Here is a 16,969-nt window from a genome sequence, read left to right as displayed (position 1 = left end):
GGGCAACGGCGCCGCCTCATGCTCGGCGGTGGCGCGCTGTTGCTCGGCGCGCTCCAGCCACGCGCGTTCGCCCAGCCGCCGCGGCGCGTGATCGTGGTCGGCGGTGCGCTCGCCGAGGTCGTCTACGCACTTGGCGCAGAAGGCAGCGCGAGCAACCTGCTGGTCGGTGCGGATACGACCTGCAGCTACCCCGCCGCCGCGCGCGCATTGCCGAAGGTCGGCTATCAGCGCGCGTTGTCGGCCGAAGGTTTGTTGTCCTTGCGGCCCGATCTGATCCTGGCCTCCGCGGAAGCGGGGCCGCCCAATGTCCTTGCGCAAGTCAAACAGGCGGGCGTCACCGTCGTATCGTTCGCTGAGCAACACAATGCGGACAGCGTGCGCGACAAGATTGGCGGCATTGCGAAGGCACTCGACGCGAACCCGCAGGGCGACGCGCTACGCGCCCGGTTCGACGACGAATGGCAGCGCGCCCGCGACGCGGTCGCGGCGTCGCCACTGACGAAGCGCACACAACCGCTTCGCGTGCTGTTCGTGCTGAATCACACCGGCAATGCCGCGATGGTCGCAGGCCAGCATACCGCCGCCGATGCGATGCTCGCGTATGCCGGCGCGCGCAACGCGATGCAGGGCTTCAACGGTTACCGGCCACTCTCGGCCGAGGCGCTGGTGAGCGCCGCGCCCGATCTTGTTCTGACGACCGATGAAGGCCTGAGCGCGGTGGGCGGCAAGGCAGCCATGCTGGCGAGTCCGGGATTCGCCGCGACACCCGCGGGACAAAACAAGCGCCTCGTGGCGCTCGACGCGCTGTTCCTACTCGGTTTCGGCCCCCGCCTGCCGGCCGCCGTGAGCGCGCTGAACCAGCGGCTTCTGGAGGCTTGATGGATATGGACATCGCGGCGAGCGCACCCGCCTCGCCGGGCACGCTCGCAGAACGACGGCGACGCGCCGCCCGTCTCATGCTCGGCGCGCTCGGTATCGCGCTCGGATTGGCGACACTCGCTGCAATCTGCATTGGCGCTTATCGAATCAGCCCTGCGCTAGTCTGGTCCGCCTTGCTCGCGCAACCCGCCGACCTGGCGAGCGACCCTTCGCTTCAGCAGGCCCGCGCGGTCCTCTTCGATATTCGTCTGCCGCGCGTCCTGCTGGCGTTGCTGGTCGGCGCAGGCTTCGGCTCGGCAGGTAGTGCGTTGCAGGCGCTGTTTCGCAATCCACTGGCCGATCCCGGGTTGATCGGCATCTCCAGCGGCGCGGCGCTCGGCGCGGCGACGCTGATCGTGCTCGGACCCATGATCGGCGCGTTGAGTCTCGGCTGGCTGCCCGTCGCCGCGTTCATCGGCGCGCTGGTCGTGGCGACGCTGGTGTATCGCCTCGCCGCCGCGCGCGGCAGGCTCGCCTTGCCGCTGCTGCTGCTCGCCGGCATCGCGATCAACGCGCTCGCGGGCGCGGCGATCGGCCTGCTCACCTATCTCGCCGACGATGCGCAACTCCGCTCGCTCACCTTCTGGAGCCTGGGCAGTCTGGGTGGCGCCCAATGGCGCGTGCTCGCCGCGGTCGCGCCGTTCGTACTATTCGGCGCAGCGCTGATCGCACGCAACGGCCACGCGCTGAACGCGCTGCAACTCGGCGAGACCGAAGCGCAGCATCTCGGCGTACCGGCTCAGGCGGTCAAGCGCACCGTGCTGGTGGCGTCGGCGCTGGGGGTCGGCGCGTTGGTGTCGTGTACCGGCGCGATCGGCTTCATCGGCCTCGTGGCGCCGCATTGCGTGCGGCTCGCGTGCGGTCCCGACCAGCGCGTGGTGATGCCCGGTGCGATGCTGCTCGGCGCGACGCTGACCGTCCTCGCGGATCTCGCTGCACGGACTGTTGCCGCGCCCGCCGAAGTGCCGCTCGGCATTCTGACCGCACTCATCGGTGCGCCCTTCTTCCTCGCGTTGTTGTGGCGAAGCCGCAGTCAACTCGGTCTGTGAATCATGCGGACTTCATAACGGAGAGCCTAAGATGCTCATCACCCGCCACCTCTCTATCACACGCGGTAACCGCCCCATCCTGCGCGATCTTTCGCTGACGATCGAGCCGGGCCGCCTGACCACGCTTCTCGGCTGCAACGGCGCCGGCAAAAGCACCCTGCTGAAAACCCTCGCGGGGGAATTTCATGGCCATGGTGCGACACGCCCACCGCAGCAGAGCGGTTCGACGACACTCAACGGCGAATCACTGACGGATATCGGCCCGAAGCGGCTGGCGCGCTTGCGGGCTGTGTTGCCGCAGGCGTCACAGCCTGTGTTTCCTTTCACTGTCGAAGAAATCGTGCTGCTCGGCCGCTATCCGCATGCGACAAACGGCGCCGTGTCGCGCGACGATCGCAGGATCGTCGCCGAGGCGCTGACCCTCGCCGGCGCCGGGCCGTTAGCGGGTCGCGAGATCACCACGCTGTCCGGCGGCGAACTGGCACGCGTGCAGTTTGCACGTGTGCTTGCACAGATCTGGCCGCATCCGGATGCAGAGAACGCGTCGAACACAGCGGATCGAACGAACCGGCGGGACCAACCAGGAACCACGGATCACACGCCGATTGAAGCGCCACGCTATCTGCTGCTCGACGAGCCGACCGCCGCACTCGATCTTGCGCATCAGCATCGTTTGCTCGAGACAGTGAAAGCCTTGACGCGCCGTTGGCATATCGGCGCACTGGCGATCGTGCACGATCCGAACCTCGCCGCGCGCTATGCCGATACGATCGCGTTGCTGGCTGAAGGCTCGATCATCGCGCAAGGGACGCCACGCGACATCATGCAACCGGCGCTGATAGAACGATGCTTTGGATTTGCCGTGCGAATGCTGGATGCGGGGGATGGGAGCGCACCGGTTGCCGTGCCGGCTTGATCGCCAGATCATACAGGCGGGATCGACCGGCTTGCTCCAACTTGCCCACTCGCTTGCTTGCTTGCCTGCGTGCCTGCTTGCCTGCGTGCCTGCATGCGCGTTAAGCCCCCTTGCCGAGAAACCCCATTAGCGCCGCGGCGCTCGCCGTTAGTTGATCGCTGGCTTTGAAGATCATCACCAGGTGCCTGACTGCCCAGGCATCGCTCAAAGACAGCAAGCGCACATCGAGCGTGTTCACATAGAGCAGTGCCACCTGCTCGGGCACGATCGCTATCCCGAGGCCCGCGTGCACCATCCGGCATAACGCATCAAGGCTGCTCACGCGAATCTTGACATCGAGCTGCCGCCCCACGCTAGCCGCCTGCTGCACGAGAAGCTTCGTTAGCGCGCTCTCGCTGCGTAAGCCGACGAAGCTCTCGTCGAGCAGCGCCTCGAACGCCGCGCGCGAGACGTTAGCAAGACGATGGCCACCCGGCACCAGTACCGCCAGTCGGTCTTCCCGATAAGGTACCTGCTCGAACGCTTCGCTACCCGCCACCGGGTTGCAGATGCCAAAGTCTGCGCCGTGTTCATCGACGATACGCAGCACGTCCGCACTGTTCTCCTCTTCCAGCTCGATCGACACCTCCGGAAACACGCGCCCGAACGCCGCTACGTCCTCCGGCAAAAACTGCACGATCGACGAGAGATTCGCCACCACCCGCACCCGCCCCTTCGCCCCCGACGAAAATCGCGACAGCTCCGCACTCATCTGTTCGATGTTGCCGATGATCGCCTGCGCATAGCGCAGCACGGTCTCGCCGACCGGCGTCACCGTAATGCCGCGCGACTGGCGCTGAATCACCGGTAAGCCGATCAACGCCTCGATCTCTGCAATGCGCCGGCTCACCGCGGAAGACGCGATGAACTCGCGCTCAGCCGCGCGCGCGATGTTCTGCTCCTGGCAGACGGCGACGAACAGGCGCAGCGAGGTGAGGTCGAGTTTTTTGAGGAGGTTTTCCATGGATGGTGCACTTCACATTGGGTCCAGACCCAACGCTAGCATATAGGCACAATCCACGACGAGAACCTCTGTTTCCATGCCCGGTGTACATTGGTGTGACAACACCCGTGGTCATCCCTGTAAAATGGGTCGGGTGCCGCCGATAACGTAAGAGCACAGAGCCTACAACTTCGTTCGTGAAGCGCCCTACGTGACAGCTGGAGGCTGCCACGCCTCAGGTCTTGCAACGCTTGAAATTTTGCGGTCCCTGCCGACCCGGCATTGCCGCCAGCGTCCGCAACCGCACCTTATAAAACCACCGTCGCTTGCTGGACGGGCTCATGACCACAGAACGAGCGGTTGCACGGGGCACTTTCAGTCATGTACAAACTCGAACAGTATCATCCGGGCGTATTAGCAGTCCTCTCCAGTCAACTCGTTTGTCTGGCAGCGTTCGCATGGGAGACAAACGGTCTCACACACAACAAGTGGATAGAGGTGTTGTTGGGATTCAGCCTGCTGGCCGGCCTGATCCTGTCGCTAGGATTTTTCGGCACCTGGCTCAAGTTCAAAGACGAGATCAAGTTGCACGTGTTTTTGAGTGCCAACCCGATCTATTCGGCGATTGCGATTGCCACCCTGGGAGAGGTGGCGACGATCTTTCTGGTGCCACTGCGATAGCAGGTATCGCTGGTTCTACACCGGCGTAGCGACTCGCGATTCGCTGCGCAAAAAGGGGGGCGAAAATGCACTTTCGCCCCCCCGACTTCGGAGAATAGCCGATCGTACCTGCCTGGGCTATTTCCGATACTTGCCCGGCACGCCGCCTATTCGACGGCTTCGCCGTGCAGGCTCACGTCCAGACCCACGCGTTCATCTTCTTCCGACACGCGGATGCCCATCACCACGTCGATGACCTTCAGCAGGACGAAGCTCACCACACCGCTGTAGATCAGTGTCGTCAGCACGCCCTTGGCTTGCAGAATGACGCTGCCGTCCGCGCCGCCGATGTCCTTGACCGCGAACACGCCGGTCAGGAGCGCACCCACGATACCGCCGATGCAGTGCACGCCGAACGCGTCGAGCGAGTCGTCGTAACCGAGCTTGTGCTTGAGCCACGTTGCCGACCAGTAGCAGATCACGCCTGCCGCGATACCGATCACGAGCGAACCCGTCATACCGACGAAGCCCGAAGCCGGCGTAATCGCCACCAGACCTGCAACCGCACCCGACACGATACCGAGTACCGACGGCTTACCCTTGCTTGCCCACTCGGCGAACATCCATGCGAGTGCTGCTGCGGCGGTTGCCACTTGCGTTGCGAACATGGCGAAACCGGCACGGCCGTCTGCCGCCACTGCCGAACCCGCGTTGAAGCCGAACCAGCCCACCCACAGCATGGCGCCACCGATCAGCGTGAGCGTCAGGTTGTGCGGCGCCATCGCTTCCTTGCCGTAGCCGACACGCTTGCCGAGCACCAGCGCGCAGACCAGCGCCGCGATACCGGCGTTGATGTGCACCACCGTGCCGCCCGCGAAGTCGAGGATGCCCGCGGCAGCCAGCCAGCCGGTCGGTTCCCAGACCATGTGCGCGATCGGCGAGTAGACGATGATCGACCACAGCGTCATGAACACCAGCATTGCCGAGAACTTCATGCGATCGGCAAACGCACCTGTGATCAGCGCCGGGGTGATGATCGCGAACGTCATCTGATAGACGACGTAGACCGTTTCCGGGATCGTCGGCGCGAGGTGGCTGACGGTCAGTGTCGTCGCCTTGTCGCCGTGGATGTAGTTCATGCCCGCCATGAAGAAGCGCGAGAAGCCGCCGATGAACGAGTTGCCCGGCGTGAAGGCGAGGCTGTAGCCCACCACGACCCAGATGATCGACACGAGGCAGGTGATCGCGAAGCTTTGCATGAGGATCGCGAGCACGCTCTTCTTGCGGACCATGCCACCGTAGAACAGCGCCAGACCCGGGATCGTCATGAACAGCACGAGCGCGGTGGAGGTCAGCATCCAGGCAGTGTCGCCCGAATTGATCTTCGACGAATCGACCGAGAACGGCGCGGTCGGCGCTGCCGGTGCGGCGGCAGCGGCTGCGGCCGATGCATCAGGCGCGGCTGCGGCGCTGGCCGCCGCCGCGGCGGACGCCTCAGCGGCCGGTGCCGACGCTGCAGTGGCTACGGGAGCGGAAGCGTCATCCGCGAGGGCGGCGCCGACGCCGCCCGTGAGCAGCGAACCGGCCATCAGCATGGACATCAATAATTTGCGCATCTTCGTTTCCTCCTATCGCTACCGTTGCATTTACAGAGCGTCCGCGCCGGTCTCCCCGGTGCGAATCCGAATGACCTGTTCGATCGGCGTGACAAAGATCTTGCCGTCGCCAATCTTCCCGGTGCGTGCCGCGCGTTCGATCGCCTCGATCGCCTGATCGACGATGTCGTCCGAGACAGCTGCCTCGATCTTCACCTTTGGCAGGAAATCGACCACGTATTCGGCGCCACGATACAGCTCCGTATGCCCCTTCTGACGGCCGAACCCTTTGACTTCCGTCACCGTGATGCCGGAGACGCCGATGGCCGACAAGGCTTCGCGCGCCTCATCGAGCTTGAACGGCTTGATGATTGCGGTAATGAGTTTCATGAAATCCCCTCTTTGATTGCGCAACCGGAGAGCCGACTCGTACGTCGGCCTTATGTCGATAGAGCCGAGCAACTAGAGCAACTGTCATGCCAGTTTTTTGCGAAAACTCATCGGGAGAAAACGCAGAGAGATCAGATACGCATGAGCGCGGCAGCAATCGAAGGCATTCCAAGCGGGGATCATCGGACATGCGCGCAACGGAAAATCGATGTGCCAAACTGGATGTTGGGGGCCTTCTGTACACCGAGCTGAATCGCAGGCCGAAACTTGCGCAACTGATTTGCACCACGACTAGGCGTGAGTTGATCGAAGCGACCCAATAGGGTGCACCCGCGCCGGGATTCGTGGCATCAGCCACTTCGGTTAAAGCAGCGCGGAAATTCAGGCATGTCAGCTTGCTTCTGATTCCTTACGGTCAGAAAGCCGCCCGAAAGGCCCTCGCCAGTGAATGATTGATTGCGGTCTACGTGAGCGGACGCCATTCGTGCCACCATCAATCGTGCCTTCACAACGTGGAGAGAGTCGTAGAATATTGCTGTGGATTCTTTTCCGGCGCCCTCCTCGAGCGCCGGACCGGCAACGGTTAACTTTCCCGATTAGTCGAACCGTCGCCTGGCCGTCCCGAACCGACGTGCGCGTCTACGAGTCGAGCCCGTCGATCATGAGTCCAAGGAGACGACATGAACGCAGTGTGCCCGCTGCACGGGCCAACGAAAATCATCCGCACGAATGCCTACGGATTTCCGGTCTATGCGTGCTGCTGCGACGACGTGACCAATGTGACGCCTCCGGATGCGTGTACGAGGGCGCCGACGCAACGCGGACGTGACCCGCAACCCGAACAACCGAAGACGAAGAAAGAATAATACTGACGATCAAGCCCGCTGCCTGTGTGGTGACCGGCAGTCCGCAGTATGTTGACCGGCCGCGGCACGAGGTCGGAGAGGTTTGTCAGTTTGCCGTAATCGGACGGCGCCTGCGTGAGCGTTCAGGTCCATCAAGGCGCCAGTGAGAAGGCACTTAATTCGCTAGTCTGAGTCCACGTCTGGTGATTGAGATACAACGCGTAATCCGACTTGATGATTTTTTTCACACTGGGCGCATACCAATAGGTTTGGATGAATGGCGCACTGTACAAGCGTTCAAGCTGCTTTGCATTTACCCCACGGCTCACTATTTTGTAGGCATCAAATGAACCAGCGGTTACCTGTACCCGCTCGAATGAAACAATCTCGTCGTGGCCGCTGACGTCAAGGGTTCCGCCCGTGAAACGCTGTACATGATGAAAGTCCCAGCCTTTTCCCACAGTCATTGGGAAATTAAGGCTTCCAGTGCTTGGCTCATACGTTGTTCCGTGGGCATCTCGCGTCATGTTTCCCTGATTGTCCAAGTCGATTTCCTTTGCGGGGCCGCCGTTCCACGATGACGACAACGTCGTCTGCTCCTCTGTTACGGCTGCTACCGTCAGAACATAGGGGGTACCGGGCTCGGAGTCGGTTCGTCGCTGTATAAATGTCCACGTATCACCGACCTTGTAGCTCGGGGCAGCAGCCGTGGGCGTACCTGGCGTACTTGCGGGCTCTTGAGCCACGACGGGTCCTGTCAGACAGACGACCAGCATTGCTGCATAGCAAGACCGCCGCGCAAACATCGACACGTATGCGGTAACGACGATGGTTTTCATGGGGCAACCTCCTGACCGGGATGACACGCCACTTGCTGGCACGATCTGCACCCCGGCTACAGCAACCTGCGACGCTCCAGTTCCTCGGATAATGACGCCGCGCCGGTAAACACGTGCCCGTGAAGACCTGCGTTGATTGCCCCCGTCACGTTTATCTCGAGGTCGTCAATAAACAGGGTTTCGGCCGCGCTGACACCGAGGCCATCAAGGCAACGAAGATAGGTGTGAGGTGCCGGCTTGGCCGCACCGAATGAGGCCGAAGCGTAAACGTGCGGGCCAAAGAGTTCAGCCACCTCAGGATTGAGATACTGGATGTTTTCGGTCACCAGCAGACAATTGTTGGTCAGAACGGCTACGCGGTGTCGCTCGGACAGCGATCTGGCAAGCGCAAGCACTTCGACGTTGGGCGATATCGACGCGCGGCGGCCAGTCAACCAATCATCGCGAGTGACACGGCAGCCCAGGATTTCCCCCAATGCGCTCAGATACTCATCACCGGTGATCAGGCCGGCGTCTGCACGATCTTCCAGGCCGGATCCCCAAATGGCCTGACGGACAGCTTCAGGGGTTCGGCCCGACACCGCTGAGAGATGATCGACTCGTGCTGAGCGGTCGTAATGAGAAAGAACATCGTCCATATCGAACAGGACCAGAGATATCAATGCTGTCATTCGGTAAGTTCGTACGCTATACGCGGAGTTTCGAGCGTCGTCTGGCAATGCGTCACCGGACGGCTGGGATTCTTATTGTGCGTTAGTGACTCACGAATTCAACAGGTACAGTTGGACACGCGCGGATCTGGACAGCAGTTGTGACCGGTCAGAATTGGGCGCGGTTTGCGCCTACCGTCAGAAGATGGCGGCTCCCTCCGTTCCCCTCGCGCGTTCAATCATGGTCGCCATTTGATCGCCTGTCCGCCGAGCTATTCAGCCCTTTATCCCCTGCTTTCTTCGTTCGATGCAGCGACATCCCGATCTGCCCGGCGATATCCTGGATAGACGAGCGCATGTACCAGGGCCACCAGGCCAAGTGGCAAAACCACAGGCATGCGCCGCGGTACCCTCGGAGCCACTCACGGCGAATCCCGGTCGTAGGAAAGCTTTCGAAGCTGCGGTGACCAAGCGCCATCACGCCAATCGTCATCCAGACAATTGCGATCACGAGTGTCGGAAGCGACAGAACGCATGCGGCGACAAATATCGCGAGCGGCAAACAGATAGCGAGCGGTGAGCGATTTTTCATTTTGCTTTCACCTCCCCAATATGACGGATCTGATTATTTCAGACTAGAGTATTTCGGGGGCTTCAACCGATCGGGATTTGTACCATCGCTGAGTCCCTGACGCGGACCATCATGCTGCAAAATATTCCGCGCTTTGAACACCCGGAGGCGCGGCCCAGCCGTATGCCAATGTCTCCGACACGGCTGAGCAGCAGGCTTAACATCGAACTAAAAAAGCAAAGCGTGCCAGGCAATATCGCGCTTTTGTCGCGCCGCCTCCTGGCAGATCTCCTCGGGAGTGTCATCAGCTTTGAGCGCGAAAGATTGAACTGGGCGGCAGGTTTGCGGACGCACATGCTTGTATGCGTCGGCTCGTCGTTAATCATGCCGTGGAAAAGAGAAAGCGGGACGCAAGCGTCCCGCTTTCTTCTCTACCGGTACCGACGCTTACGCGTCCAGATAAGCCGCTTCGCCATGCAACTCGGCATCGAGCCCCTGCTGCTCGGCGGCGTCACCAACCTTAACGGGTGTCACGCGGTTGATCAGCCACAACATGCCCCACGTGAACACGAATGCCCAGACGCCGGACACGGCCACCGCCACGCATTGCTTGACGAAGAAAGCGCCGCCACCCAACAGCAGGCCATCCGTGCCATTCGGATTCCACGCCTTCGACGCGAACACACCGAGCAGAACAGTACCGACGAGGCCTCCCACGCCATGCACGCCCCACACGTCGAGCGCGTCGTCGAGGCCGAGCCGGTTTTTCAGCGCAACCGCGTAATAGCAGATCACACCAGCAGAAATCCCGATTATCGCGGCTGTGCTCAACGACACATAGCCGGCTGCGGGCGTAATCGTCGCGAGGCCGGCGACGGAACCGGTCAGCAAACCGATGAATTTCGGCTGCCGTGCGTTGGCCCATTCGATCAGCAGCCACGTAATGGCAGCGAACGAAGCGGCAACGTCGGTGTTCAGGAAAGACGAAGCCGTAATAGCGTCGACGCGCAACTCGGAGCCGGCGTTAAAGCCATACCAGCCGAACCACAGCAGGCCCGTGCCGAGCGCGATCAACGGCACGTTGTGCGGCTTGTGCGTGACGGTCTGACGGCGCCCCACATACAACACCGACGCCAGCGCGGCGAATCCGGCGGTATTGTGAACCACGATGCCACCGGCATAATCGAGTACGCCCCACTTCGCGAACAGTCCATCCGGACTCCATACCATGTGCACGAACGGGAAATACACGAGTACCAGCCAGCCAGTCAGAAACAGGAAGTACGCCTTGAACGTCACGCGGTTGGTGAACGCACCGGTAATCAGCGCCGGCGTGATGATCGCGAACATCATCTGATAGGCGACGTGGACCACCAGCGGAATGCCTGCATCGTTGCCCGTGTACATGGTTTGCAGCGTAATGCCGCGCAGGAACGCATAGTAGGTCGGGTCGCCGATGATGCCGTGCCAGCTTGGGCCGAAGCACATCGAGTAGCCGAAAGCGAACCACAGCACGGTTGTCCATGCGAGCGAGATGAAGCTCTGCATCATGATCGCCAGCACGTTCTTGCGTTCGACGAGACCGCCGTAGAAAAACGCGAGCCCCGGCGTCATCAGCATGACGAGGCTTGCACAGAGCAGCATGAAAGCGGTATTGCCAACGTTAATCGGCATGGTTGCGGGAAGCACAGCTTGTCTCCTTGATGGTCGTCGTGATGTGTGCCCCCGGCGGCGCGTGGCACTGGCGTCGAAAAGAGCCTTTCAGCGCGTAATTAGCTTGCAATTTGTAGGGTTCGTCTGTTTTCGCGCGTTTGCAGCAGGCGAAAAGTATTCCCGCGCCGGGCCCGGCGCAATACGACTGGCCGATATAGTGGGATTCACGTGACCCGTATGGCCGTCTCAGGCCCCTGCCGGCGACCGCTCGCCATCGTCAGCGTGCTGTAAGCGCGGGTAAACCACGTCCGCTCGACAGGCCGCTAACAGCCACGCTTGCGCGAAAACGTCGCTTTTTTGCGTCAGTTTCACGTCGACCCCGCCGATCCGCTCTCAGGCCACACAGCCTGAAAACCACCTATGATTTAAAAGCGATTTTTCAAAAACGGTGGCATTTAATCACTTCACGAAACAGCTTATTGTAAAAAAGTAAAAAGACTTTGGAACCGGTTCCATTTACCATGGCGCCGAAATCAGACGACTGCCCGTGGGCCGCCATGGCGCGCTCCCATCTCGTGACAAAGAACAATATGGCTCAATCTCCTCTCACCTCCCGCCGCGGCTTCTTACGCACGGCCATCGCGCTGGTTCCCGCCGGAACCCTCGCCGGCTGCGAAGTCAAGGAATCCGCGACGACCGCTCAGGGTTCGAACGGCGCCGCCTCCGCGGGCCAGGCCTCCGGCGTCGACTACAAGCCGCATTTCTTCGACGCGAAGGAATGGGCATTCATCCACGCGGCGGTCGACCGTCTGATCCCGTCGGACAGTGAAGGCCCGGGCGCGGTCGAAGCCGGCGTGCCTGAATTCATCGACCGGCAGATGGACACGCCGTACGCGCACGGTGCGCTCTGGTACATGCAGGGCCCATTCCAGCAGGGCGCGCCGGAACTCGGCTATCAGCTGAAGCTCGTGCCGCGCGATCTGTACCGGCTCGGCATCGCCGCGGTGAACGCCTACTGCACGAAGACCTACTCGCATCCGTTCGACGCCCTCGACGCGCCCACGCGCGACACCGTGCTCGCCGCGCTGGAGAAAGAAAAGATCGATCTCGCGGACGTTCCGGCTGGCGTCTTCTTCGGCCAGTTGCTGCAAAACACCCGCGAAGGCTACTTCTGCGACCCGATCCACGGCGGCAATCGCGACATGGGCGGCTGGAAAATGATTGGCTTCCCCGGCGCGCGCGCCGATTTCATGGACTTCGTCAACCAGAACGGCCAGGCCTATCCGTATGGCCCCGTGTCGATCGAAGGAAAGCGCACCTGATGACTACCCAAACCAAACCGCACGTCGACGCGGTGATCATCGGCTTCGGCTGGACCGGCGCGATCCTCGCGAAGGAACTCACCGAGGCAGGCCTCAAAGTGGCCGCGCTCGAACGCGGCGAGTATCGCGATACCTATCCGGATGGCGCGTATCCGAACACGATCGATGAACTGACCTACAACGTCCGCAAGAAGCTGTTTCTCGATCTCTCCAAGACCACCGTGTCGATCCGTCATAACGTCGGCGAGACGGCGCTGCCCTATCGGCAGCTTGCCGCGTTTCTGCCGGGCGAAGGGGTCGGTGGCGCGGGGCTGCATTGGTCAGGCGTGCATTTCCGCATCACGCCGGAAGAGTTGCGCCTGAAGAGCCACTACGAAGAACGCTACGGCAAGCGCTTCATTCCCGAAGGCATGACGATCCAGGATTACGGCGTCAGCTACGAGGAACTCGAACCGCATTTCGACTTCGCCGAGAAAGTGTTCGGCACCTCTGGCCAGGCTTATAAGGTCAACGGCAAGGTAGTCGGCGACGGCAACGTGTTCGAAGCGCCGCGCAGCGACAACTTCCCGCTCGCCGCGCAGTTGAACACGTATTCAGCCGAGCGCTTCGGCAAGGCCGCGCGCGAACTCGGACTGCACCCTTACCGCTTGCCTTCGGCGAATACGTCGGGTCCGTACACGAACCCGTACGGCGTGCAGATGGGGCCGTGCAACTTCTGCGGATTCTGCAGCGGCTACGCGTGCTACATGTACTCGAAGGCATCGCCGAATCTGAACATCCTGCCGGCGTTGAAGCAGTTGCCGAACTTCGAACTGCGCTCGCGTTGCCACGTGCTGCGCGTCGAACTCGACGACACCAAAAAGCGCGCCAAAGGCGTGACGTATGTCGATCCGGCCGGCAACGAAGTGTTTCAGCCCGCCGATCTCGTGATCGTCGCGGCGTTCCAGTATCACAACGTCCACCTGCTTCTGCTGTCGGGCATCGGCAAGCCGTATGACCCGATCTCGGGCGAAGGCGTGGTCGGCCGCAATTTCGCGTATCAGAACCTCTCGACGATCACCGCGTTCTTCGACAAGGACACCTTCACCAATCCGTTCATCGGTGCGGGTGGCAACGGCGTCGCCGTGGACGACTTCAATGCCGACAACTTCGATCACGGTCCGCTCGGCTTTGTCGGCGGCTCGCCGTTGTGGGTGAATCAGGCCGGCACCAAACCGATCAGCGGCATCGCGACCCCGGCCGGCACGCCGAACTGGGGCACGGACTGGAAGAAATCGGTCAAGGACCACTACGCGCACACGATTTCGATGGATGCGCACGGTTCCAACATGTCGTATCGCGACGTCTTTCTCGACCTCGATCCGACCTATCGCGACTCATACGGCCAGCCGCTGTTGCGCATGACCTTCGACTGGAAGGACAACGACATCAAGATGGCGCAATACGTGACCGGGCAGATGCACAAGATCGCGCAGCAGATGGGGCCGAAATCCATCGGCGTCTATACGCGCGAATTCGGCGCGCACTTCGACTCGCGCCGCTATCAGACCACTCACCTGGTCGGTGGCGCGATTATGGGCACCGATCCGAAGACGAGCGTACTGAACCGTTACCTGCAAAGCTGGGACGTGCACAACGTGTTCGTCATGGGCGCGTCAGCGTTTCCGCAAGGCATCGGCTACAACCCGACCGGCCTTGTCGCCGCGCTTGCCTATTGGTCGGCGCGGGCGATTCGCACGCAGTATCTGAAGAACCCGGGGCCGCTGGTGAGCGTATGAAGAAGAAGATCGATATCCAACGCCTGGGGCAGGCATTCAAACGCGTGGGTGCAGCGTCTTTCTGCGTGGCGGCTGCCTTGTCCGCTCCGCTTGCCGCGCAAGCGGCGACACCGCCGGTGCAAAACGACGCGGCCCTGATCGCGCACGGCGAATACCTCGCGCGTGCGGGCGACTGCATCGCCTGTCACTCGACGCCATCGGGCAAGCCCTTCGCGGGCGGCCTGAAGTTCGACACACCGATCGGTGCGATCTACTCGACCAACATCACGCCCGATCGCAATACAGGCATCGGCTCATGGACCTTCGCGCAGTTTGATCGCGCGGTGCGCGCAGGCGTACGGCCAAACGGCGACACGCTGTATCCGGCGATGCCGTACCCGTCGTATGCGCGGTTGAGCAAAGACGACATGCACGCGCTGTATGCGTACTTCAAGCAAGGGGTCGCGCCGGTAAGCCAGGCGAACCGTGCGGTCGATATCGTCTGGCCGCTGTCGATGCGCTGGCCGCTCGGCATCTGGCGTTACCTGTTCGCGCCTGATCCCCTCACGTTCGACGCGAAGCACTATGCCGATCCGGTGGTCGCACGCGGTGCGTATCTCGTGCAAGGCCTCGGCCACTGCGGTGCCTGTCACACGCCACGTGCGGTGACGATGCAGGAACGCGCTTTGAGCGATCTCGACGGCACCGAGTTTCTCGCAGGCGGCGCAGCGATCGACGGCTGGACCCCATCGAGCCTGCGCGGCAATCAACGCACCGGCATCGGCGCATGGAGCGAAACCGACCTCGTGCAATTTCTGAAGACCGGTCGCACGCAGCACACCGCGGCATTCGGCGGCATGACGGACGTCGTGCAGCACAGCATGCAGCACATGAGCGACGCCGACCTGACCGCGATCGCGCGCTACCTGAAGACACTGCCGTCGACCGATCCGAAGGAAACCGCGTACGTGTACAACGATACGGCGGCTCACGCCCTGCGTACCGGTGACGCCACCGCACCCGGCACCGCCGTGTACCGCGACAACTGCACCGCCTGCCACCGCAGCGACGGCCGCGGCTACACGCGCGTGTTTCCGGCACTGGGCGGCAATCCGGTCGTCCAAGGCAAGGACGCGACCTCGCTGATTCACGTGCTGCTGACCGGCAGCACGCTCGAAAGCACGCAGACCGCGCCCTCCTCGTTCACGATGCCGGGCTTCGGCTGGCGCCTGAACGATCAGGAAGTCGCCGACGTGACGAACTTCGTGCGCAACAGTTGGGGCAACACCGGGTCGACGGTCAGCGCGTCGGATGTCGCCAAGGTCCGCAAGACCGTCACGGTGCGTGCGCCCGAGATGCCGCCCGGTGCCGCACTCAGCCACTAGCTTAGCCACAAACATCGCGCCCTTGAAGCGCGTCCATAGTCAGGGCGAGTAACAAGGGCCGCGCAAACCACTTCCCCCGCTTCACGCAATCTGCTCCGTTGTTCAGGAGCGGACTGCGTGCGCGCGGAAAAAAGAGAGATCGCCATTCAGGCGACTTGAGATAGACGATCCAACCGGGCTATATCTACGATGAAAAAGCATCTGATTGCTGCACCCCTGCTGTTGTCCTTCGCCGGCATTGCGTCCGCGCAGAGCTCCGTCATGCTGTATGGCATCGTCGATGCGGGTATCACGTATCGCAGCAACGAGCGCACCGGCTCCACCGGTGCTTACACGGGACATTCGAACGTTGCGATGACGAGCGGCAACCTCTCTGGCAGCCGCTTTGGCATCAATGGCCAGGAAGAGCTCGGCGGCGGCTGGAAGGCCCTGTTCCTGCTTGAAGACGGCTTTGACATCACGAACGGCAAGACTGGCCAGAACGGTGGCCTGTTCGGCCGTCAGGCATTCGTCGGCATCGGCAGCCAGCAATACGGCACGGTCACGCTCGGCCGTGAGTACACGTCGCTGAACGACTTCGTCGCGCCCGTTGCGCCGGTCGCCATGGTGGGCGGCTACGGCGCGCATCCGGGCGACATCGACGATCTCGATCAGACCGCGCGCGTCAACAACTCGATCAAGTACACGAGCGCGAACTACTCGGGCTTTACGTTCGGCGCGCTGTATGGCTTCGGCGGTCAACCGGGTAGCCTGAAGCAGCAGAACACATGGAGCGTGGGCGCGGCGTACGGCAACGGCCCGCTGCAGGTGGGCGTCGGCTACGAGCGTTCGGATAACAGCAAGAGCGGGACGCAGGACAGCACGTACGGCAAATGGAGCGGCACGGATGACGGCCTGTTCAATTCGTCGATCAATGAAGGTTACGCGAGTGCGCAATCGCAACAGATCATCGCAGCAGGCGCCACGTATGATTTCGGCCCGGCCATCGTCGGCGTGAACTACAGCAACGTGCAATACCGCTCAGGCTCGGATTCGTTGTTCAACGGGCATGCGACGTTCAACATCGCGGGCGTGTTCGGACAGTGGACGATCCGCCCGGCCGTGCAACTGTTCGCGGGCTATAGCTATACGCGTGGTGGCGAAGTGGAAGGTGTGGATGAGCGTGCGCAGTATCACAACGTGTCGCTCGGCGCGCAGTACAACTTCTCGAAGCGCTCAACGGTCTATCTGATGGGCGGCTATCAGCACGCGTCCGGTGTCACCCTGGATGCGCTCGGCAATCCGGTCGCGGCGACGGCGTCCGTCAGCGACAAGGGCAACAGCCACTCGTCGGACGCGCAGTCGCAGGCGATCGTCAGCATTGGTTTGCGGCACCGGTTCTGATGAGGCTATGCGGCGCTGGCGCGGTTGGCCGGCGCCGCTTCGATTTCAGCAAGA

Annotated in this window: 16 protein-coding genes and 1 pseudogene; 10 read left to right on the top strand and 7 right to left on the bottom strand. The window is 61.9% G+C overall.

The genetic code is table 11. From position 1 onward, the window contains the following. The first annotated feature begins 18 nt into the window (after positions 1-18). Genes PQQ96_RS02845 through PQQ96_RS02835 form a run of 3 tightly spaced genes read left to right on the top strand, consistent with a single transcriptional unit; the run spans position 19 to position 2,883 of the window. Positions 19-879, top strand: a complete 861-nt coding sequence (locus PQQ96_RS02845) for a heme/hemin ABC transporter substrate-binding protein (RefSeq protein ID WP_408288617.1) — start codon at positions 19-21, stop codon at positions 877-879. Between the two features lie 5 nt (positions 880-884). Further along, on the top strand, positions 885-1,967 hold the full coding sequence (locus PQQ96_RS02840; RefSeq protein WP_408288615.1) for a FecCD family ABC transporter permease: 1,083 nt from the start codon (positions 885-887) through the stop codon (positions 1,965-1,967). Between the two features lie 31 nt (positions 1,968-1,998). After that, the gene (locus tag PQQ96_RS02835) at positions 1,999-2,883 is read left to right on the top strand and encodes a heme ABC transporter ATP-binding protein (protein WP_408288465.1); all 885 of its coding nucleotides are present in this window, start codon (positions 1,999-2,001) and stop codon (positions 2,881-2,883) included. 100 nt (positions 2,884-2,983) lie between these two features. Here PQQ96_RS02835 and PQQ96_RS02830 read toward each other — a convergent pair whose 3' ends face one another. Continuing rightward, complete coding sequence (locus PQQ96_RS02830; RefSeq protein WP_408288462.1) at positions 2,984-3,886, bottom strand: LysR family transcriptional regulator; 903 nt, start codon at positions 3,884-3,886, stop codon at positions 2,984-2,986. 360 nt (positions 3,887-4,246) lie between these two features. On the opposite strand from PQQ96_RS02830, the gene PQQ96_RS02825 reads away from it, so the two are divergent. Next, complete coding sequence (locus tag PQQ96_RS02825) at positions 4,247-4,546, top strand: hypothetical protein (RefSeq protein ID WP_408288459.1); 300 nt, start codon at positions 4,247-4,249, stop codon at positions 4,544-4,546. Positions 4,547-4,692: 146 nt separating this feature from the next. Here the strand turns inward: PQQ96_RS02825 and PQQ96_RS02820 are convergent, their stop codons facing one another. Further along, complete coding sequence (locus PQQ96_RS02820) at positions 4,693-6,141, bottom strand: ammonium transporter (protein ID WP_408288457.1); 1,449 nt, start codon at positions 6,139-6,141, stop codon at positions 4,693-4,695. Between the two features lie 30 nt (positions 6,142-6,171). Next, positions 6,172-6,510, bottom strand: a complete 339-nt coding sequence (locus PQQ96_RS02815) for a P-II family nitrogen regulator (RefSeq protein WP_020566534.1) — start codon at positions 6,508-6,510, stop codon at positions 6,172-6,174. Between the two features lie 680 nt (positions 6,511-7,190). Here PQQ96_RS02815 and PQQ96_RS02810 point away from each other — a divergent pair. Beyond that, entirely contained in the window at positions 7,191-7,376 is a 186-nt protein-coding gene (locus PQQ96_RS02810) for a hypothetical protein (protein WP_408288454.1), read from the top strand. A gap of 131 nt (positions 7,377-7,507) precedes the next feature. Here PQQ96_RS02810 and PQQ96_RS02805 read toward each other — a convergent pair whose 3' ends face one another. From PQQ96_RS02805 to PQQ96_RS02795, 3 genes are all read right to left on the bottom strand, one after another. Then, a complete protein-coding gene (locus PQQ96_RS02805) occupies positions 7,508-8,194 on the bottom strand; it encodes a hypothetical protein (protein WP_408288451.1) in 687 nt (228 codons plus the stop codon). 56 nt (positions 8,195-8,250) lie between these two features. Then, entirely contained in the window at positions 8,251-8,865 is a 615-nt protein-coding gene (locus PQQ96_RS02800) for an HAD family hydrolase (protein WP_408288448.1), read from the bottom strand. 214 nt (positions 8,866-9,079) lie between these two features. Beyond that, a complete protein-coding gene (locus PQQ96_RS02795; RefSeq protein WP_408288445.1) occupies positions 9,080-9,436 on the bottom strand; it encodes a hypothetical protein in 357 nt (118 codons plus the stop codon). Positions 9,437-9,658: 222 nt separating this feature from the next. Here PQQ96_RS02795 and PQQ96_RS02790 point away from each other — a divergent pair. Further along, positions 9,659-9,820, top strand: a pseudogene (locus PQQ96_RS02790) (MgtC/SapB family protein); the annotation flags it as partial. 42 nt (positions 9,821-9,862) lie between these two features. Here the strand turns inward: PQQ96_RS02790 and PQQ96_RS02785 are convergent. After that, positions 9,863-11,104, bottom strand: coding sequence for an ammonium transporter (locus PQQ96_RS02785; protein WP_408288442.1), 1,242 nt, complete (start codon positions 11,102-11,104; stop codon positions 9,863-9,865). Between the two features lie 554 nt (positions 11,105-11,658). Between PQQ96_RS02785 and PQQ96_RS02780 the strand changes: the two genes are divergently transcribed. The 4 genes from PQQ96_RS02780 to PQQ96_RS02765 all read left to right on the top strand — a co-directional run bounded on the left by PQQ96_RS02780 (position 11,659) and on the right by PQQ96_RS02765 (position 16,915). Beyond that, on the top strand, positions 11,659-12,390 hold the full coding sequence (locus PQQ96_RS02780; RefSeq protein WP_408288439.1) for a gluconate 2-dehydrogenase subunit 3 family protein: 732 nt from the start codon (positions 11,659-11,661) through the stop codon (positions 12,388-12,390). Next, positions 12,390-14,168 carry a GMC family oxidoreductase gene (locus PQQ96_RS02775; RefSeq protein WP_408288436.1) on the top strand — a complete coding sequence of 593 codons (1,779 nt, stop codon included), beginning with the start codon at positions 12,390-12,392 and terminating at the stop codon, positions 14,166-14,168. Before PQQ96_RS02780 ends, PQQ96_RS02775 begins: the two co-directional genes overlap by 1 nt. Beyond that, entirely contained in the window at positions 14,165-15,532 is a 1,368-nt protein-coding gene (locus PQQ96_RS02770) for a c-type cytochrome (protein WP_408288433.1), read from the top strand. Before PQQ96_RS02775 ends, PQQ96_RS02770 begins: the two co-directional genes overlap by 4 nt. A gap of 189 nt (positions 15,533-15,721) precedes the next feature. Beyond that, positions 15,722-16,915 carry a porin gene (locus PQQ96_RS02765; RefSeq protein ID WP_408288431.1) on the top strand — a complete coding sequence of 398 codons (1,194 nt, stop codon included), beginning with the start codon at positions 15,722-15,724 and terminating at the stop codon, positions 16,913-16,915. The last annotated feature ends 54 nt before the right edge of the window (positions 16,916-16,969 follow it).

This window comes from Paraburkholderia sediminicola (genome assembly GCF_046027825.1).
GTDB classification, from domain to species: domain Bacteria; phylum Pseudomonadota; class Gammaproteobacteria; order Burkholderiales; family Burkholderiaceae; genus Paraburkholderia; species Paraburkholderia sediminicola_D.
The sequence above is the reverse complement of the archived record's forward strand: the minus strand, read 5'-3'. Positions and strand labels throughout refer to the sequence as shown.